The following is a 19404-nucleotide window of genomic DNA, read 5'->3' as shown; positions in this document are numbered from 1 at the left end:
GGTCGAGTGTTGATCGACGAGTTGTACGACAGGTTGAGGCGCTTCCCCGATGTGGAAGCGCCCAACCTGTTCGCCGTCGACGGGGCCGACCGCCTGCTCCTCGACGAAGCCGCCCCCGTGCTCGACTCGGCCTCGCCGGGCACGGTCGTCGTCATCGACGACCAGTACGGCGCCCTGACCCTGGGCGCGGCCGTCCGCTTCGGGGCGGAGAGGATCCGGGTGCATCAGGATTCCGTGGTGGCCGAGCGCGCCCTGACCACGAATGCCGAGCGTGAAGGCCTCACCGATCGCTACCGCTCCGGCGCTCTCGACGCCGATCTGCTCGCCGGGGCCCGCGTGGTGCTGCTGCGGCTTCCCCGCTCGCTGTCGGCGCTCACCGAGATCGCCGAGACGATCGCCCGCCACGCCGACCCCGAGGTCGTCGTGTTCGCCGGTGGCCGCGACAAGCACATCGGCCTCGCGATGAACGACGTGCTCGGTGCCTCCTTCGCCGAGGTCCGTGCGTCCCGGGGACGGCAGAAGTCGCGGGTGCTCATCGCGCGCGGGGCGACGCCCGGATCCGCCTCGTTTCCCGTCCGTGAGCACCTCGCCGAACTCGACCTCACGGTCGTCGCGCACGGCGCTGCCTTCGCCGGCCCCCGCCTCGACATCGGTACCCGATTCCTCCTCGACCACTTCCCCCGCATCGACGCGGACGTGCAGGTCGCGGTGGATCTCGGCTGCGGCACCGGCATCCTCGCTGCAATGCTCGCCCGGCAGCTTCCCGCCGCCCGGGTGATCGCGACCGATCAATCCGCGGCCGCCGTCGCCTCCGCCGCGGAGACCGCCGCCGCGAACGGACTGTCCGACCGTGTCGACACACTCCGCGACGACGCCGCCGGCTCGATCCCGGCCGGATCGGTCGACCTGGTGGTGTGTAATCCGCCCTTCCACATCGGCGCGGCCGTGCACACCGGTGCCGCCCGCAAGATGTTCGACGCTGCGGCCCGGATCCTCCGGCCGGGAGGACAGATGTGGACGGTCTACAACCGCCACCTCGACTACCGCCCCGCGCTGTCCGGGATCGTCGGCGCGACCCGCGTCGAGGGCCGCAACCGCAAGTTCACCGTGACCCGGTCGGTGCGTAGCCGGTAGAGTCCGATTAGTCCGAGCTTTCTCGACGATTCGGGAACTCGTGAGGTCACTGCCTCGTTGAACGGACAGAAGCGACCACGAGAAGGGAAGTGCACGGTGCGCACCACCAGTAACCCGGTGTTCCGCAACCTGCCCAAGCAAGAGGGCGGCGGATACGCCACGTTCGGCTCTGCGACGGCGGGCGCCGCGCAGGTCACTCAGCAATTCGGGCAGCCGCAGACGGATCCGTGGGCACGTCCCACCGACCAGCGGACCATGACGATCGACGATGTCGTCACCAAGACCGGCATCACGCTCGGCGTGCTCGCCGTCTCGGCACTGATCTCCTACGTGCTGGTCAACTCCAACGTCGGCCTGGCAGCTCCGTTCGTCATCGGCGGCGGTCTGATCGGCCTCGTCCTGGTGCTGGTCGCGACGTTCGGCCGCAAGATGGACAACCCGGCCATCGTCCTCGCCTACGCGGTGGCAGAAGGCTTCTTCCTCGGTGCGCTGTCGTTCATGTTCACCGACATCACCTTCGGTGGCACGGGCGGCGCGACCCTGATCGCCCAGGCCGTCCTCGGCACCTTCGGTGTGTTCTTCGGCATGCTCGTCGTGTACCGCACCGGCGCCATCCGCGTCACCCCGCGCCTGACCCGCATGATCGTCGGCGCGCTCGTCGGTGTCCTGGTCCTGGCGCTGGGCAACCTCATCGCCGGCTTCTTCATCGACGGTGGTCTCGGCCTGCGCGACGGTGGCCCGCTCGCCATCATCTTCAGCCTCGTGTGCATCGGTATCGCGGCGTTCAGCTTCCTGCTGGACTTCGACTCCGCCGACCAGCTGATCCGCGCACAGGCTCCGGAGAAGGCCGCGTGGGGCGTCGCCCTGGGCCTCACCGTCACCCTGGTGTGGCTGTACGTCGAGATCCTGCGACTGCTCAGCTACTTCCAGAACGACTAGCAGCACGTCGCGAAGACCCCGGACCACGGTCCGGGGTCTTCGTCGTTCCGGGAGGGTGTACACCGTCACCCCGCCGGAAAGTCACGACGTGGGAACATGGAGGCATGCGCATTGCGGATTCCGTCGTCGACCTCATCGGAAACACACCCCTCGTCAAGCTCAACTCGGTGGTGAAACCCGGCTCGGGGCTCATAGCGGCGAAGATCGAGTACCTCAATCCCGGCGGCAGCTCCAAGGACCGCATCGCGGTGAAGATGATCGATGCGGCCGAAGCGTCGGGCGAACTGAAGCCGGGCGGGACCATCGTCGAGCCCACCTCCGGTAACACCGGCATCGGCCTGGCCCTCGTCGCGCAGCAGCGCGGCTACAAGTGCGTGTTCGTGTGTCCCGACAAGGTCGGCGAGGACAAGCGCAACGTGCTGCGGGCCTACGGTGCCGAGGTGATCGTGTGCCCGACCGCCGTCCCGCCGGAGCACCCCGACAGCTACTACAGCGTCTCCGACCGCCTCGCCCGCGAACTCCCCGGTGGCTGGAAGCCCAACCAGTACTCCAACCCGGGCGGTCCGGCGAGCCACTACGAGACCACCGGTCCGGAGATCTGGAACGACACGGACGGCAAGATCACGCACTTCGTGGCCGGCGTCGGCACCGGTGGCACCATCTCCGGCACCGGCCGGTACCTCAAGGAGGTCTCCAACGGTGCGGTGAAGGTCGTCGGTGTCGATCCCGAGGGCTCGGTGTACTCGGGTGGCACCGGCCGGCCCTACCTCGTCGAGGGTGTCGGTGAGGACTTCTGGCCCTCCGCCTACGACCCGTCGATCCCCGACGAGATCATCGCCGTCTCCGACGCCGACTCGTTCGAGATGACCCGTCGACTCGCCCGTGAGGAAGGTCTGCTCGTCGGTGGCTCGTGCGGTATGGCCGTCGTCGCCGCACTGCAGGTCGCCGAGCGCGAAGGCCCCGACGCGGTCGTCGTCGTGCTGCTGCCCGACGGTGGCCGCGGTTACATGTCGAAGATCTTCAACGACAAGTGGATGGCCAGCTACGGCTTCCTCCGCGCTCCGCTCGACGGCAAGCCCGACGACTCCACCGTCGGCGACGTGCTGCGCGGCAAGAGCGGCGACCTGCCCGACCTCGTGCACACCCACCCGTCCGAGACGGTGCGCGACGCCATCGAGATCCTCCGCGAGTACGGCGTGTCGCAGATGCCGGTCGTGGGTGCCGAGCCGCCCGTCACCGCAGGTGAGGTCGCCGGCTCGGTCAGCGAGCGCGAACTGCTCAGCGCCGTCTTCGAGGGTCGCGCGAACCTCGCCGATCCGGTCGAGAAGCACATGAGCCCGCCGCTGCCGAACATCGGCGTGGGCGAGTCCATCGACGCCGCCACCAAGGCGTTCGGCGACACCGATGCGCTCATGGTGATCGACGACGGCAAGCCCGTCGGCGTCATCACCCGCCACGATCTGCTCGGATTCATCTCTCAAGGCCGATAGGACACAGATCTTCATGACCGACCAGAACCAGCACGGTTTCGCGACCCGCGCCATCCACGCCGGGTACGAGCCCGATCCCCAGACCGGCGCCGTCAATGTGCCGATCTATGCGTCGTCGACCTTCGCCCAGGACGGCGTCGGTGAGATGCGCAACGGCTTCGAGTACGCCCGCACCGGCAACCCCACCCGGCGTCCCCTCGAGGCGAACCTGGCAGCGCTCGAGAACGGTACCTACGGCCGCGCGTTCGGCTCGGGTATGGCCGCCACCGACTGCCTGCTCCGTTCGGTGCTGCGTCCGGGCGATCACCTCGTCATCCCCAACGACGCCTACGGCGGCACCTTCCGCCTCATCGACAAGGTGTTCACACAGTGGGGGATCGAGTACACCCCGGCTGCGGTCAACGACGCCGACGAGGTGCGCGCGGCCGTCCGCCCGAACACCAAGCTCGTGTGGGTCGAGACGCCCACCAACCCGCTGCTCAACATCGGCGACATCTCGGCGCTCGCCGACATCGCCCACGAGGGCGGCGCCAAGCTCGTCGTCGACAACACCTTCGCGTCGCCCTACCTGCAGCAGCCGATCACATTCGGTGCCGACGTGGTGCTGCACTCGACCACCAAGTACATCGGTGGACACTCCGACGTGGTCGGTGGCGCGCTGGTGACGAACGACGAAGAGCTCGACACCGCCTTCGCGTTCCTGCAGAACGGCGCGGGTGCCGTGCCGGGTCCGTTCGACGCCTTCCTCACGCTGCGTGGCATCAAGACACTCGCGGTGCGGATGGAGAAGCACTCCGACAACGCCGAGAAGCTCGTCGACTTCCTGTCGGGACACTCTGCTGTGAGCAAGGTGCTGTACCCGGGTCTCGAATCGCATCCGGGCCACGAGTACGCGGCCAAGCAGATGCGTCGCTTCGGTGGCATGATCTCCGTGCGACTCGCAGGTGGCCGGCAGGCCGCACTCGACTTCTGCAAGCGCACCGAGATCTTCACCCTCGCCGAGTCGCTCGGCGGCGTGGAGTCGCTCATCGAGCATCCGGGCGCGATGACCCACGCTTCCACGGCCGGGTCGCTGCTCGAGGTCCCCGAGGACCTCGTCCGGCTGTCGGTGGGCATCGAGGATGCCGCCGACCTGCTCGCCGACGTCGAACAGGCACTCGGCTGACGCGAACGTCCCGGTAGCTCGTACGAGAACACGAGAAGAAGGCGTCCTCCGGGGCGCCTTCTTCTCGTTGCGTTCGCATGAAAAGTGACAACGCGTGATGGCCCTTATGCGAGTGTCGGCTCCATGACCGTTGCGATCACCACACCGACCGGAAATGTCGGCCGCCATGTTCTGCGTCTGGCCGTACAGGCCGGTATCCGGCCCCGCGTCCTGCTCCGTCATCCGTCCGCTCTGCCGTCCGAAGTCCGCGACCGCGTCGATGCTGTGCGGGTGGATCAATTGGACGTGGACTCGGTCGTAGCGGCCACGACGGGTGTCGATGCCCTGTACTGGGTGGACCCGCCGACCTCCGTGCCCGACCCGCTCGACGGATACCGGAAGGCCACCGAGAGTCTCGCCGCGGCGGTCCGCGCCAACGGCATCCGCAGGGTCGTCTTCCAGTCGAGCCAGGGTGCCGAATGCAGGCAGGGGATGGGCGACATCGACGGGCTTGCCGTCACCGAGACGGCACTCGACGAACTGGGCATCGACGTCGTTCACCTGCGCTGCGGATACTTCTTCACCAACCTGCTGTTCGACCTCGATTCGATCCTCGAGGGCACGATCACGACGGCGATGGATCCCGACCGCAAGCTACCGTGGGTGGCGCCCGAGGACATCGCCGCCGTCGCAGCCGCCCGGTTGCTCTCCTCCGACTGGCACGGACGGCACGTCCAGGCGGTGCACGGCCCGGAAGACCTCTCGTTCCGTGAGGTCGCTGCTCTGGTCGGCGAGGTGCTGGACCGTTCCGTCACCATCCGTCAGGTCTCCGACGACGACGTCCGCGAAGAACTCGCAGGCTTCGGCATGTCGCCGGAGCAGATCGTCTCGATCGTCGACATGACGGCCGGCATCCGCGACGGATTCGTACCGGAGAACCCCCGCGACTTCACCACCACGACCCCGACGGCGCTGGCCGGCTGGGTACGCACCCGATTGAAGGCCGTCTGCGAGGCGTGACGGCGACGTGCGGAAGGAACCGCATAGCCCCCGGAAGCGGTGCCGGGGGCCGTACGATCCAGTGGTGACGGACAGCGAACACCCCGAATCCGCCCTGTGGGACACCGTGCTCGACACGGTACGACGCCACGGACCCATGACGATCGACGAGGTGGCCGACCATCTCGAAGACCACGGATTCGGCTCCGCCGAGCAGGTAATGATCGACCTCGAACAGTCGCAACCACATCCGTTGCTGCTGTGGTTGTCCGACGATCGTGTCGCGGCGACGGATGCGCTGTTCGAGGGCAGGACTCTCACACACCGCCTCGCGGCCGACGATCTCGCCCGGAACTCGATCCCGGTCGACGATATCGAACCGCTCCTGATACTCGTCTCCGAGGACGACGAGTTCGACCTCGTGCAACCCGGAGCACCCGAAAATGGTTCCCCGCAGGGTGATCCGGATTCGGGCGAGATCTCCCATCGGGAGACGATCGTCTTTCCCGAAGGGGCGCTGGCGGGTTACGGGCCGGGCGACCTGCTCGCCCTCACCGCGCGGGACGGCCGCCTGTCGTTCGCGCCGGTGCACGGTGAAGCCCGAAGCAGCGTGAGCGAATTCGTGCACGCGCTCGAACAGGAGATCGCCCGCGAACAGGTGGCCGGCCTCGAGAACACGTTCGTCGACGTCCTCGCCGAAGCTCCCGACGCATTCTCCGCACCGGCCCTGCCGCTCGGGGAACTCCTCGCCGAGGCGGGATTGTCCCGCAGCGGAGACCTGGTGGCACCGAACGGTTTCGATTTCGACGGATATTCCGATCGGGCGATGTTCGAGATCTACGCCGAACAACTCGGGATCCCTGTCGACGCCGTGCCGGGTGTGGCCCTGTTCGCGTCGCTGGTGGAAGCATTCGAACGCGGCGACGACGACGAACTCGAAGAACGCTTCGCCGTAGGGAAGTCGGGTCTGTACTCGGTGCTGTCCGACCCCGAGATCGCCGAGACCGTCCACGACGAGCTGGTGGGGGAGAAGCTTGCGCCCGAGGCGATCGAGCAGGCTGCGCTGTGGCTGCTCGACCACGCGCCCCGGCGCGCGGCGGGGGCGGCGCACTGGATCGCCGGTCGCGCGGCCGAGTCCACCGGACGGATCGCGGAGGCCGAACGGCACTACGAACGTTCGGCCGACCTCGATTCCGCCTTCGACCTGCCGTTGTTCGATCTGGCACGGTTCGCCTCCGACCGAGGGGATGCTGTGCGGGGTCTGTCCCTGCTGGCCCGGGTGCCGGGTGGCGACGAACATCCCCTCTACGAACTGCTCGACCGGTACCGGCCGAAGGAGGTCCCGGGCCTCGGGCGCAACGACCGCTGCTGGTGCGGGTCGGGCCGCAAGTACAAGGCATGTCACCTCGGTCGCGCCGAGCATTCGCTCGAGGAACGATCCGACTGGCTGTACATGAAGGCGGCCATGCACGCTCTGGAACCCGGATGGGCGGAACACCGGGTCGCGCTGGCGGAGGCCCGTTCGGGTTACGGGGACGACGACGCCGTGGCCGAGGCGGTCGCCGATCCGCTCGTCGAGGACGTCCTGCTGTTCGACGCCGGCGCATTCGCCGATTTCGTCGAGCGTCGCGCGGAGTTGCTGCCCGAGGACGAGTCGGAGCTCGCCCGATCCTGGCTGGCCGTCGAGCGCTCGGTCTTCGAGGTCGAGGCGAGCGTGCCGGAGGAGACGCTCACGTTGCGCGATGTCCGCACCGACCGAGTGGTGGAGGTATCCGCGCCCTGGCTCGCGGGTGAGGTGCCCGCCGGCACGCTGCTGTGCGCCCGCGTCATGCCGGTGGGCGAGGACCGATGGGTGATGCCGGGCGGATGCGAGCCGGTGACGGAGGACCAGCGGGAGACGCTCGTCGCCCTGCTGTCCGAGGACACGGTCGATCCGGTGGACATCATGGACGTCCTGACCCATCCGGACGCTGCCGAGTTCTATCCGGAACCGTAACTCCGGTCACTCGAGTCACAGTAATCCCACTGGTCCCGATACTAGAACGTGTTCCTGAATATATGTGATAAGAACATCCGGAAGCCGTACTGGTGATCGACCTCACAGCTACGGTGGGAGCGGTTGATGGATGGATGTGGGGGTAGCGGATGTCGGTGGACCCGTCTGCGGTCATCGTGGCAGTGGCTACGGCAGCAAGTGCGCTCGTGCAGGGCGTGGACCTACCAGCAGAGATCAAGGATCAGATCAACGGGGCGATCGAGTCGTTCGAGGCAGGTGCGGAGAGCACCGACACCGACGTGGCGAATCTCGTCGCGTCGTTGCCCGAACCGATGCAGCAGGGAGCCCAACAGGCGGTCGCGGACGCGACAGCGGCGGCCGCAGGGGCGATCGAGCCGCACCTGCCCGAGGAGGCGGCCGCAAAGCTGCATCCCGCCGATCCGGAAGCGGCTCCGCCCGCCCTGGCGCCCGAACCGCCGGCCGCCCGACCCGGGCCGTTCGGGATACCGGTGCAACCGCCGGTCGCCGGCGCGCTCGGAAACCCGCAGCCACGGTCCACGATCCCGGGCACCGGGCTCGCGCTGCCGTCGATCCCGGCGATCCTTCCGGGAACGCGGCTCGCACCCATCGGCGCGATCGCGGTCTTCGCGCCGTGGCTGAAGAAGGCCGGTGAGCTGTGTGATGGCGTCTCGGCGCCGGTCCTCGCCGCCCTCTACTCCGCCGAGAACGGTTTCCGGTACGGACCGACCGCGCCGGTCTCTCCGGTCGGCGCCCGCGGTCCGGGGCAGTTCATGCCCGGGACCTGGGACCAGTACGGCAAGGACGCCGACGGTGACGGCAAAGCCGACATCCTCGGCATCGCCGATCCGGTCATGGCGTCGGGCAGCCTCCTGTGCGACAACTACAAGCTCATCGACGACTGGAAGAAGCGCGGTCTGGTCGAGGGCGACACGCTCGATCTGACTCTCGCGGCGTACAACGCCGGTGTCGGCGCGGTGAAGCGCTCGGGCGGCATGCCGTCCGGTCATCCCGACTACGAGAACCAGACGAAGCCCTACGTCGCGAAGATCCGGGCGACAGAGCATGTCTTCGCCCGTATGCTCTCGCCGTTCCTGGGCGCGGGTATCGGAGGCGGCGCCGGCGACATCGGCAATCGCGTCGTCGACCTCGCGTTCAAGTACCTCGGCCTGCCGTACGTCTGGGGTGGCGGCAACATCAACGGGCCGTCCGGCGGCGGATTCGACTGTTCGGGCCTGACTTCGTACGCCGTCTTCGCCGCGACGGGTGTCGCGCTGCCGCGCACGTCCGAGACCCAGTGGCACGTCGGCACCGAGGTGCCGCTGTACGCGGCGCGTCCCGGCGACCTGCTGTTCGGCAACTGGCAGGCGGGTGGGCCCGGCCACGTCGCCATCTACATCGGTGGCGGGCAGATGGTGCACGCACCCACTACCGGCGACGTCGTGCGGGTGGGGCCGGTCTTCCCCGATATGAAGGCGCGTCGCATCTTCTGAGAAGGCGTACCTGCCGTGAACGCGGGAGGGCCCGACCGGAGAACGTCCGGTCGGGCCCTCTGTCCTGCGAGATCAGCCGCGGTAGGGTTCCGCGCTCACCAGCGTCACCTTCATGGTGTTGCCGTTGGGCAGGTTGTACTCGCGGGTCTCGCCGACCTTCGCGTCGATCAGGGCGCCACCGAGGGGCGAGCTGGGGGAGTAGGTCTCGAGCTCGCTGTTGCGGGCACCTTCTTCGCGGGTCGCGATCAAGAACGTCTCCGTGTCGGTCTCGTCGCCTCCGTAGTAGACGGTCACGACGGAACCGGGGAGGGCGACGCCCGACTCGGTCGGAGCGACGCCGACCTTGGCGGTGCCCAGCAGCTCCTGGAGCTGACGGATACGGGCTTCCTGCTGGCCCTGCTCCTCGCGGGCCGCGTGGTAGCCACCGTTCTCCTTGAGGTCGCCTTCCTCGCGACGCTCGTTGATCTCGGCGGCGATGACAGGACGATTCGCGATGAGCTGGTCCAGCTCGGCCTTGAGTCGGTCGTACGACTCCTGCGTCAGCCAGGTCACCTGGGTCTCGGTCATCCTCGATCACTTCCTTCGGGTTGGAGCCCCCGGCTCCGTGGACAAGTCGTGCACACGCAACGACCGCGACAGCACGACCGCCGTCGTCCCCCCATGGCTTCAGGCTGAACGGAAGTCGTACTGTCTGTTGATGCTCTTATGCAGCAATACACGGCCCCAAAGGGTGGAACCGTGTATCCGGCTATTTTAGCATCCCTGCGGTCCGCACTCCGGGAAAGCGCTGGAAGACGGCGTGGGAGCGGGGTCAGGGGGCGCGCAGATAATCGGGCGCCTCGGTGCTGCAACCGTAGGTATCGCCCATACCGGGACGTTGGGACGTCTTCACCGTGGAAGTGAGCACGACCGTCTGCGAATCGGACGCGGGGATGAGGACCTCGCGCCGGCCGGTCTCACTTCCGTCCTTCGAGCGAGCCCGGATGATGCAGACGGAATCCTTCGACGGGTCGTCGCGCGTGACCTTGAGCTGGATGTCGATGGTGCTGTCGTCGATGATGTCGAAGGCGACGACCTCCGACTCGATCGGAGTCGAGTTGTTCTGGAACAGCACGAACGCCAGCACGAGCCCCGCGAGCAGGCCGGCCACGGTGAAACCCCAGCGCTTGCCGCGTGTCGATACGCGAGGGCCGGGGTACCGGGAGGACGGGTACCGGTCGGTGGGGGTGGTGTTGCTCATCACTTTGCTTTCGCAGCGGGAGGATGGATCGGGCGTCGCCGCAGGGCCACGGCTGACGACGGAATTATCAGGTGGAACTATAGAGGACGGATCCGGTGCGACCGCGACGCGGGCGCAGGGACGGTTCCGGCGAAGCAGACGACGTGAGGTGGAGGAAAACACGTGAGCGGACTACGGCTCATGGCCGTGCACGCCCATCCCGACGACGAGTCGAGCAAGGGCGCGGCCACGATGGCCCGGTACTCGGCCGAAGGGCACGAGGTCCTGGTGGTCACGCTCACGGGCGGAGAGCGCGGCGACATCCTGAACCCCGCCATGGACGTGCCGGGCATTCGCGAACGCATGAGCGAGGTGCGCCAGGAGGAGATGGCCGAGGCGGCCCGCATCCTCGGGGTGCGCCAGCAGTGGCTCGGCTTCGTCGACTCCGGCCTGCCCGAGGGAGACCCCAAGCCTCCGTTGCCCGAGGGATGTTTCGCGGTCATCCCGCTCGACGAACCGGTCCGCCGGCTCGTGCAGGCAGTGCGCGAGTTCCGTCCCCACGTCATGACCACCTACGACGAGAACGGCGGCTATCCGCACCCCGATCACATCCGATGCCACGAGGTGTCGGTCGCGGCGTACGAGGCAGCGGCCGATCCGGATTTCCATCCCGAACTGGGCGAGCCCTGGGCGGTGCGCAAGCTGTACTACTCGCACGGTTTCATCCGTAGGCGGCTCGAGCTGTTCCGCGAGGAGTACGAGCGTCGCGGGGAGCCGTTCCCCATGGAGCAGTGGCTCAGCAAGTGGCGCACCGAGCAGGGCGACATCATGGGACGCGTGACCACCCAGATCACCTGTGGCGACTACTTCCCGAAGCGCGATGACGCGCTGCGCGCGCACGCCACTCAGATCGACCCCAACGGATCGTTCTTCGCGGTGCCGTTGGACATCCAGCAGAAGGTGTGGCCGACCGAGGAGTTCGAGTTGGCCAAGACCCGCGTGAGCACGGAGCTTCCGGAGACGGATCTGTTCGCGGGCATCGAGGACGGACAGGGCAAATGACGATAGGCACGCTCGCGGTCGAGGTTCTGGCCGTCGGGGTTCTGGCCCAGGAGCCGACCGGCCCCGAGTTCGGCAAGGCGTCCCCGCTCGGACTCGCCATCGTGGTGGTCCTGCTGGTCGCGACCGCTCTGCTGATCTGGAACATGAACAAGCGGCTGCGGAAGCTGCCCGACACCTTCCAGCCGGAGCATCCCGAGCCCGACCAGGCCGTGGACGACGGCACGCTGCCGGGTGCGATCCCCGGTACAGCGGATGTGGAAGGGACCGGTGAGCCGAAGAAGGTCACCGATCCGGAGCGTCCCGAACCCACCAAGGGAAGCTGACGACCTTCCGCCACCGAGGGTGCTCCTTCCGTAGCGTGGGGGCATGGCGAATCGACTGGCCGACGCGCTGAGCCCCTACCTGCGGCAGCACGCCGGTAATCCGGTCCACTGGCAGGAATGGGGCGACGTCGCGCTCGCCGAGGCGGGTGAGCGCGACGTGCCGATTCTGCTGTCGATCGGCTATGCGGCCTGCCACTGGTGTCATGTCATGGCGCACGAGTCGTTCGAGGACGAGGCGACCGCCGCCGTCATGAACGAGAACTTCGTGTGTATCAAGGTCGACCGCGAGGAACGGCCGGATATCGACGCGATCTACATGAACGCGACCGTCGCGATGACAGGTCAGGGCGGGTGGCCGATGACCTGCTTCCTCACGCCCGACGGTGCCCCGTTCTATTGCGGCACGTACTACCCGAGCACGCCGCGCGGGGGCATGCCGTCCTTCACGCAGCTGCTCCATGCGATCACCGACACGTGGCACAACCGTCGCGACGAGGTCGCGCAGGCCGCCGAGGCCGTCGTCTCCGAACTCCGTCGGAGCGGCGGTGGACTGCCCGCCGGGAGTGTCGCGATCGATGGCGCGCTGCTCGATGCGGCGTCGACCGCGATCGCCGCCGACGAGGACCGCGAACACGGTGGCTTCGGTGGCGCACCGAAGTTCCCGCCGTCGAACCTTCTCGAGGGGTTGCTGCGCGGATACGAGCGCACCCGCTCCACCGACACGCTCGGTCTCGTCGAGCGCACGACCGACGCGATGGCACGGGGCGGAATCTACGACCAGCTCGGGGGCGGTTTCGCCCGCTACAGCGTCGACGCCGCCTGGACGGTGCCGCACTTCGAGAAGATGCTCTACGACAACGCGTTGCTGTTGCGGCTGTACGCGCACCTTGCGCGGGTGACCGGTGCGGAACTGCCGACGCGCGTCGCGCGGGAGACGGTCGAGTTCCTGCTGCGCGACCTGATCACCCCCGATGGGGGATTCGCCTCGGCCCTCGACGCCGACACCGACGGGGTCGAAGGCCTCACCTACGTGTGGACGCCCGACCAGCTCGTCGAGGTGCTGGGCCCGGACGACGGCCGGTGGGCCGCGGACGCGTTCACGGTCACCCCCGGCGGCACCTTCGAGCACGGCACCTCGGTGTTGCAGCTGCTCGACGAGCCGGACGATCCGGCGCGACTCGCCGATGTGCGGGGCCGCCTGTTCGCCGCTCGCGCACAGCGCCCACAGCCCGGACGCGACGACAAGGTCGTCACCGCCTGGAATGCCTTCGCGATCACCGCGCTGGCCGAGGCCGGCGTCGCGTTGGGTGAACCAGCCTGGATCGACGCCGCGGCGACGTGCGCGCAGTTCCTGCTCGACCGGCACCTGGTCGACGGCCGGCTGCGCCGCGCGTCGCTCGGGGGTGCCGTCGGATCACCCGCAGGGGTGCTCGAGGACTACGGGGCTCTCGTCACGGCGCTGCTCGCCGTCCACCAGGGGACGGGCGATCGGCGCTGGATCGAGCGCGCGAGGGAACTCGCCGACGTCGCCCTCGCGCAGTTCGCGGATCCGGAACGCCCCGGTAGCTGGTTCGACACTGCCCACGATGCCGAATCGCTGGTCGCCCGGCCGCGCGATCCGGTCGACGGGGCGACGCCGTCGGGAGCGTCACTGATCGCCGAGGCGTTGCTCGGTCTGTCCGCGCTCGTGCACGACGACCCCCGCTATGCCGATTCCGCCGCGCTGTCGCTGTCGACGGCGGCGATCCTGTTCGAGAAGGCGCCGCGCGCGGGAGGGCACTGGCTGACGGTCGCCGAGGCGTCCGTGCGCGGTCCACTGCAGGTCGCCGTCGCGGGTGGCGGTGAACTCCTCGACGTGGCCCGCCGCCTCGCGCCCGGGGGAGCGATCGTGGTGGGCGGCGAACCCGACTCGTCGCCGCTGCTCGCCGGTCGCCCCCTCGTCGACGGGGCGTCCGCGGCCTATGTGTGCCGGGGATTCGTGTGCGATCGCCCGGTGACGACGGTGACCGAACTGCGCGAGGCTCTGGCCACGGTCTGATGGGGGGTGGTCAGGGCCAGGCGGAGACGGTGCGCGAGCCGAGGAAGTCGCCCGCGCTCGTCACCGGCGCCTCGAGCATTCCGGCGATCGCATCGACGAGGAACCGGGCGAAACCGGTCCAGTCGGGTTCCACACGCTCCCGTTCGAGGCGTGCCTCGTAGTCTGCGCACGCGTCGACGACGAGTTTCCCCAGCAGCCACGATCGTCCGGTGAGCACACCATCGGGGATGTCGGCGACGCACGCCCTTGCCCGTTCTACAAGAGCCTCGAGGTGGGGATCCTCGACAGCGTTCCGGCTCGCGATGTCGACCATCGACGGGACCGTCCGCAGCTGGCGGAGGAAGCGGGCGCGCCGGCTGGGGACGGGCATCGCGGCGAGCTGATCGGTGAACGGCACGACGAGGCAGCTCAGGTAGTCGCGGAGTCCCGGTTCGGGTCCCAGCAGTCCGACGAGTTCGCCTCGGCGGCGGCGGGTGTCCTCGGCGTAGCGGGTGAGCATCGCGCGGACGAGTTCCTCCCGGCTCCCGAAGTGGTAGTTGACCGCCGAGTGGTTGGCGTTGCCCGCGTGTTCGGCGATGCGCCGGTTCGAGACCCCGTCGACCCCGTGGGTGGCGAACAGTTCTTCCGCGGAATCGAGTAGTGCTCGTCGTGCCTGGTCGCCGTAGGTGCTCACGCTGTCGATTGCTGCTTTCTCATTCGGCCGTACGGCTCGAGGATGGGTGGGACGAAGGTCACCAGTGTCTCAGGTTGGTCGATTCAAGACACTCAGCGTAGCGTTTTAAGTCAGTCAGCGTATTTCCGAGTAGCCGGTACCGGTCGGGAAACGTTCAGTCCGTGTCCGGATATCGAGGAGTTCGTCAGTGACCGACACCGCCACCACCGAGAAGAACAATCCACCGGGAGGTGAGGGCCCCACCGCGGCCGAACTCGCCCGCGCGCGCAAGGAACACATCGGACGGTACGTCGCGATCTTCGTCATGCCGTTCCTGATGGTCGGGATGATGATCACCGGCTATCTGTACGCGATGCACGCGCCGGCACCGCACGACATGCCGATCGCCGTCGCCGGATCGTCGCAACAGGCCTACGACTTCGCCCGCGCGCTCGAGGACGCCGACCCGGAGGCGGTCGACGTCCGCGTCGTCGGGACCGACGAGCAGGCGCGCGACCTCGTGTTCTCACGGGAGGTCGCGGGTGCGGTCACACTGTCCCCGCAGGGCACCGCCACCGTGTACACCGCAGGTGCGGCGGGGGCGTCGCAATCGTCCGTCGTCACCGGGCTGATGGTGCCGCAGGTGCTCGCGCAGGGTCTGGATTTCACCGCCGAGGACCTCGCCCCGCTGCCGGGCCACGACATGGCCGGCCTGGGCGTGATGTTCATGGCGCAGGCACTGATGCTCGCGGGCTACATGCCGCTGAGCATCATGCTGTCCAACTCCCCCGAGCTGCTTCGATTCCGTCGCATCGTGCCCCTGCTCGCCGGCTGGTCGGTCCTGATCGGCACCCTCGTGTGGCTCGTCGCCGGCCCGATCCTCGGTGCGGTCGAGGGCAACACCGCGACGGTGCTGGGCATCTGCTGGCTCTCGATCTTCGCCGTCGGCTCCGTTCAGCTGTTCCTCACCCGCATTTTCGGACCCATGGCGGTCCTGGTGGGCATGCTCTTCGTGATGGTGCTCGGCGTCCCCGCGTCGAACCTGGGCATGTCGGTCTACGCGTTGCCGTCGATCTACGTCCCGCTCCACGGTTTCCTGCCCACCGCGGCCGCCGGGGAGGCCCTGAGGTCGGTCGTCTACTTCGGTGGTGACGGACTCGGCGGGCACATCGCGGTCCTGGTGATCGGTGCCCTGCTCGCCCTCGCCGCGACCCTCGGCGTCGATGCCTTCCAGCGTCGCCGTAACCCCGACGCGGGCGACCCCGAGATCACGATGCCCTCGCTCACCCCCGGACCGCGCCCCACGAACGACCGCGTCCGGTACCTGACCCTGGCGTTCTTCCCGTTCGCCATGGTCGTGCTGATGCTCTCGATCATGCTCGGCGCGATGTACCAGCCGACGCCGCGCGAGATGCCCGTCACCGTGGTCGGCGCGACCGCCGAGCAGGCGGAACAGACGGTTGCCGGTCTCGAGCAGAACATGGCGGGCCTGTTCGACCTGCAAAGCTCGGATTCGATCGACGACGCGCGCGCCGCCGTGCAGGACCGTGAGATCGTCGCGGCCTTCGTTCTGCCGTCGCCCACCTCGCCCACCGCGAACCTGATCACCAACGAGGCTGCGGGTATGAGCCAGCAGCAGGTCGTGCAGGGGGTCTTCGAGCAGGTCGCCGGAGGCATGCAGCTTCCCCTGACCGTCGAGAACATCGCGCCGCTGCCGGGCTCCGACACGATGGGAACGGTGACGCTCTACGTCGCGATGGGCTGGATCATGTCCGGTTTCATGGTGATCGTCGTGGCCGGCGGTGCGCAGCCCGCCGCGATGGTCCTGCGACAGATCGTGCCCATCGCTGCGGGGTGGGCGCTGTTCATGCCGGCCGTACTGTGGGTGATCGCCGACCCGATCACCGGAGCCGTCGACGGGCACTTCCTCCCGCTGTGGGGTGTCGGGATCGTCGCGACGTTCACGACCTCGATGTTCACCTTGGCGCTGCACCGCCTGCTCGGTCTGCTCTCCGTCGTCCCCGCTGTCGGGATCCTCATGTTCGTCGGCGTGCCCGCCTCGAACGGTGCGATGTCGGTGTACATGACGCCGGAGGTCTTCCGGTTCCTGCACGGTGTGCTGCCGATGCCGGCCGCCGTGGAATCGGTGCGGTCGATCCTCTACTTCGGGGGTGACGCCGTCGGCCCGCACCTCGTCACGTTCGCGATCTGGGGAGCGGTGTCGCTGCTGTGCGTCATCGTCATCGATCGCATCCGTGCTGCTCGCAGCGATGAGCCGAGCGAGCAGCCGGAGGCCGTGGCGGTGCGGAGCTAGGAGGCCGGGACAGCCGCCAGCGCGACGTTCGGGGTCTCGATGTCGTTCTGCTCGAAGGCCTCGAGCACCGCGCGGGTGAGGCTGCGGCGGATGGCCCACTGCTTGCCGGCGCGTACGCGCACCGTCAGGCGGAGGGTCACCGCACCCGCGGTGACGGAGTTGACGCCCAGCAGTTCGGGCTTCTCGAGCACGTCCGGCGCGATGTCCTCGCGTTCCACGCCGTCGAGGACGGCGCGCAGCGCGATCTGGCAGGCGCGGTCGACGTTGACACTCGGCGCGATCGGGACGTCGACCACGGAGACGGCATGTCCCTGGCTCATGTTGCCGACGCGCAGGATCTCGCCGTTGCGGCAGAACCACAGGGTGCCGTCGATGTCGCGCACGGTCGTCACGCGCAGACCGACCGACTCGACGGTGCCCACCGCGTCGCCGAGGTCCACCACGTCACCCACGCCGTACTGGTCCTCGAGCAGCATGAACATTCCCGAGATGAAGTCCCGCACGAGGTTCTGCGCGCCGAAACCGAGCGCGACACCGGCGATACCGGCCGAGGCGATGAACGGGGCGACGTTGAAGCCGAGGGTGTCGAGCGTCTGCAGCACCACCCAGGCGAGCACGACGATCGACACACCGGACTTGAACACCGAGCCGATGGTCTGGGCGCGCTGGACCCGGCGTTCGCGGGCCTGGGGGTCGCCGATGGCACGCTCGGCTCGTTCCTGCAGCGGCGCGAGGAACGATCGTCGCGGCTTCCCGGATCGCACACGTGGCTTCGTCATGCGGTCGATCAGCCGGTGGAGGACGTAGCGGAGCACGACGGCGGCGACGATGTAACTCAGGATTGCCAGCGGCCGGTGGATCAGCCAGTCCCGGTTGGTCTCGGTCAGTTCGAAGGCGAGCAACGGAATAGACATCCCTCGCGAGTCTACAAACGGGTGACAGTCGCTTCAGGTGGTGTGAGAAGTTGCACGAAGTGGCTTGTGAGGTTTCACCCCAGAATCACGAGCCACACCGCGATCGCGTGACACAGGGCCGCGATCACCGTGGCCGCGTGGAAGAACTCGTGGTGTCCGAAGGTCGCGGGCCACGGGTCGGGCCAGCGCGTGGCGTAGAGGATCGCTCCGCCGCTGTAGAACAGGCCGCCGACCAGCAGTAGCAGCATGGGGGTGAGCCCGACCTCGGCGACCAGTTGTCCGGCGACGGGAACGATCGCCCAGCCGAGCACCAGGTAGAGCGGTACGCCGACCCATCTCGGCGCAGTCGGCCACAACATTTTCAGAGCCACACCCGCGAGCGCTCCCGACCATACGACGATCAGCAACGGCCGTCCGGATTCGGGTGGCAGTGCCAGCGTCGCGAACGGGGTGTAGCTGCCGGCGATGAAAACGAAGATCATCGAGTGGTCGGCGCGCTTCATCCACACCCGCGCGCGCGGACTCCAGGCCAGGCGGTGGTAGAGCGCGCTGACGCCGAAGACGCCGCACACCGTGAGGCTGTAGATCGTCGCGGGGAGCACGGCGCCCGGGCGGTCGGCGAGGAAGGCCGCGGCCGAGACGAGCGCGGCACCGGCTATGACGGCCACCCCGAACGCCCAGGCGTGGATCCATCCGCGCATCCGCGGTTTGACGGGCAGTTCCTCGAGGCCGAAGGCCGTCATACGTGCGCTCCTCCCGGTACCGAGCGGTAACCTACGCACCCGTAGGTTTGTTCCGTCGACACGTTACAGTGTGGAACCGTGCGGCGGGAGGCTCTGTGACCACCGCCGCGACCGCCCGTATCCCTGGGCGTAATGTGACTCGCGTGGTGATGACGGGGTGAGCGTCCGCGGACTGCTGTACCGGCTCTACGAGCGCCGGCTGCTGAAGGAACTCGACGGAGCACGGCATCCGCGACATGTCGCGGTGATGTGCGACGGCAATCGGCGTTGGGCGCGTGAGAACGGCTTCACCGACGTCAGCCACGGCCACCGCGAGGGTGCCAAGAAGATCGCCGAGCTGCTGGGTTGGTGCGACGCCGCCGGCATCGAGACGGCGACGATCTATCTGTTGTCCACCGAGAACCTTCGGCGCGAGCCGGAGGAACTCGACGCACTGCTCGAGATCATCTCGGACGTGGTGGAGGAGATCTCCGCGCCCGGCCAGAACTGGAGCGTGAAGATCGTCGGCACCACCGACCTCCTCCCGTCCGATCACGCCAAGCGACTGCACGAGGCCGCGGCGGGAACCGCCGGACGGACGGGCACGCACGTCAACGTGGCCGTCGGATACGGCGGTCGCCAGGAGATCGTCGACGCCGTGCAATCACTCCTGCGGGTGCGCTACGCGCAGGGACTGCGCGGTGAGGACCTCGTCCAGGCCGTGACGGTCGACGGCGTCGACAGTCACCTCTACACGTCCGGTCAGCCCGATCCGGATCTCGTCATCCGCACCTCCGGCGAGCAGCGACTGTCCGGATTCCTGCTCTGGCAGTCCGCCTACTCGGAGATCTGGTTCACCGAGGCGTACTGGCCCGAGTTCCGCCGGGTCGACTTCCTGCGCGCTCTGCGCGACTACGCCGCACGGCACCGCCGCTTCGGCGCCTGAC

17 protein-coding genes are annotated in these 19404 nt (G+C 68.1%); 12 read left to right on the top strand and 5 right to left on the bottom strand.

The features are described from left to right. The first annotated feature begins 6 nt into the window (after nt 1-6). From GON09_RS12110 to GON09_RS12080, 7 genes are all read left to right on the top strand, one after another. Nucleotides 7-1134 carry a class I SAM-dependent methyltransferase gene (locus GON09_RS12110; protein ID WP_213931982.1) on the top strand — a complete coding sequence of 376 codons (1128 nt, stop codon included), beginning with the start codon at nt 7-9 and terminating at the stop codon, nt 1132-1134. Nucleotides 1135-1230: 96 nt separating this feature from the next. Next, nucleotides 1231-2073 (top strand): Bax inhibitor-1/YccA family protein, encoded by an 843-nt coding sequence (locus tag GON09_RS12105; protein ID WP_213931981.1) that lies wholly within the window; start codon nt 1231-1233, stop codon nt 2071-2073. Between the two features lie 104 nt (nt 2074-2177). Then, the gene (locus GON09_RS12100; RefSeq protein WP_213931980.1) at nt 2178-3563 is read left to right on the top strand and encodes a cystathionine beta-synthase; all 1386 of its coding nucleotides are present in this window, start codon (nt 2178-2180) and stop codon (nt 3561-3563) included. A gap of 13 nt (nt 3564-3576) precedes the next feature. Beyond that, nucleotides 3577-4728, top strand: a complete 1152-nt coding sequence (locus GON09_RS12095) for a cystathionine gamma-synthase (protein WP_213931979.1) — start codon at nt 3577-3579, stop codon at nt 4726-4728. Between the two features lie 123 nt (nt 4729-4851). Then, nucleotides 4852-5727, top strand: coding sequence for an NAD(P)H-binding protein (locus tag GON09_RS12090; protein ID WP_213931978.1), 876 nt, complete (start codon nt 4852-4854; stop codon nt 5725-5727). Between the two features lie 64 nt (nt 5728-5791). Continuing rightward, nucleotides 5792-7702: an SEC-C domain-containing protein gene (locus tag GON09_RS12085; RefSeq protein ID WP_307854359.1), complete on the top strand. Its 1911-nt coding sequence runs from the start codon at nt 5792-5794 to the stop codon at nt 7700-7702. Nucleotides 7703-7851: 149 nt separating this feature from the next. Beyond that, nucleotides 7852-9213 (top strand): C40 family peptidase, encoded by a 1362-nt coding sequence (locus GON09_RS12080; RefSeq protein ID WP_213931976.1) that lies wholly within the window; start codon nt 7852-7854, stop codon nt 9211-9213. 72 nt (nt 9214-9285) lie between these two features. Here GON09_RS12080 and greA read toward each other — a convergent pair whose 3' ends face one another. Continuing rightward, complete coding sequence (gene greA / locus GON09_RS12075; RefSeq protein ID WP_016933815.1) at nt 9286-9780, bottom strand: transcription elongation factor GreA; 495 nt, start codon at nt 9778-9780, stop codon at nt 9286-9288. Between the two features lie 244 nt (nt 9781-10024). Further along, nucleotides 10025-10453 (bottom strand): DUF4307 domain-containing protein, encoded by a 429-nt coding sequence (locus tag GON09_RS12070; RefSeq protein WP_213931975.1) that lies wholly within the window; start codon nt 10451-10453, stop codon nt 10025-10027. 180 nt (nt 10454-10633) lie between these two features. Between GON09_RS12070 and mca the strand changes: the two genes are divergently transcribed. From mca to GON09_RS12055, 3 genes are read left to right on the top strand one after another with little or no spacing between them, the layout of a single operon-like run. After that, a complete protein-coding gene (gene mca / locus GON09_RS12065) occupies nt 10634-11494 on the top strand; it encodes a mycothiol conjugate amidase Mca (protein WP_213934427.1) in 861 nt (286 codons plus the stop codon). Further along, entirely contained in the window at nt 11491-11817 is a 327-nt protein-coding gene (locus GON09_RS12060; protein WP_213931974.1) for a hypothetical protein, read from the top strand. Before mca ends, GON09_RS12060 begins: the two co-directional genes overlap by 4 nt. 43 nt (nt 11818-11860) lie before the next feature. Further along, the gene (locus tag GON09_RS12055) at nt 11861-13855 is read left to right on the top strand and encodes a thioredoxin domain-containing protein (protein WP_213931973.1); all 1995 of its coding nucleotides are present in this window, start codon (nt 11861-11863) and stop codon (nt 13853-13855) included. A gap of 10 nt (nt 13856-13865) precedes the next feature. Here the strand turns inward: GON09_RS12055 and GON09_RS12050 are convergent, their stop codons facing one another. Further along, a complete protein-coding gene (locus GON09_RS12050; RefSeq protein ID WP_213931972.1) occupies nt 13866-14528 on the bottom strand; it encodes a TetR/AcrR family transcriptional regulator in 663 nt (220 codons plus the stop codon). 187 nt (nt 14529-14715) lie between these two features. On the opposite strand from GON09_RS12050, the gene GON09_RS12045 reads away from it, so the two are divergent. Then, nucleotides 14716-16821, top strand: coding sequence for an ABC transporter permease (locus tag GON09_RS12045; RefSeq protein WP_213931971.1), 2106 nt, complete (start codon nt 14716-14718; stop codon nt 16819-16821). On the opposite strand, the gene GON09_RS12040 is transcribed toward GON09_RS12045, so the two are convergent. Both GON09_RS12040 and trhA read right to left on the bottom strand, forming a co-directional pair. Continuing rightward, nucleotides 16818-17735 carry a mechanosensitive ion channel family protein gene (locus tag GON09_RS12040; RefSeq protein WP_213931970.1) on the bottom strand — a complete coding sequence of 306 codons (918 nt, stop codon included), beginning with the start codon at nt 17733-17735 and terminating at the stop codon, nt 16818-16820. The genes GON09_RS12045 and GON09_RS12040 overlap by 4 nt on opposite strands. A 74-nt stretch (nt 17736-17809) precedes the next feature. Further along, nucleotides 17810-18478 carry a PAQR family membrane homeostasis protein TrhA gene (gene trhA / locus GON09_RS12035; protein ID WP_213931969.1) on the bottom strand — a complete coding sequence of 223 codons (669 nt, stop codon included), beginning with the start codon at nt 18476-18478 and terminating at the stop codon, nt 17810-17812. 157 nt (nt 18479-18635) lie between these two features. Between trhA and GON09_RS12030 the strand changes: the two genes are divergently transcribed. Continuing rightward, nucleotides 18636-19403 (top strand): isoprenyl transferase, encoded by a 768-nt coding sequence (locus GON09_RS12030; RefSeq protein ID WP_213931968.1) that lies wholly within the window; start codon nt 18636-18638, stop codon nt 19401-19403. Nucleotide 19404: the final 1 nt, after the last annotated feature.

The sequence above is a fragment of the Rhodococcus sp. B50 genome (assembly GCF_013602415.1).
GTDB lineage: Bacteria > Actinomycetota > Actinomycetes > Mycobacteriales > Mycobacteriaceae > Rhodococcus.
The sequence above is the reverse complement of the archived record's forward strand: the minus strand, read 5'-3'. Positions and strand labels throughout refer to the sequence as shown.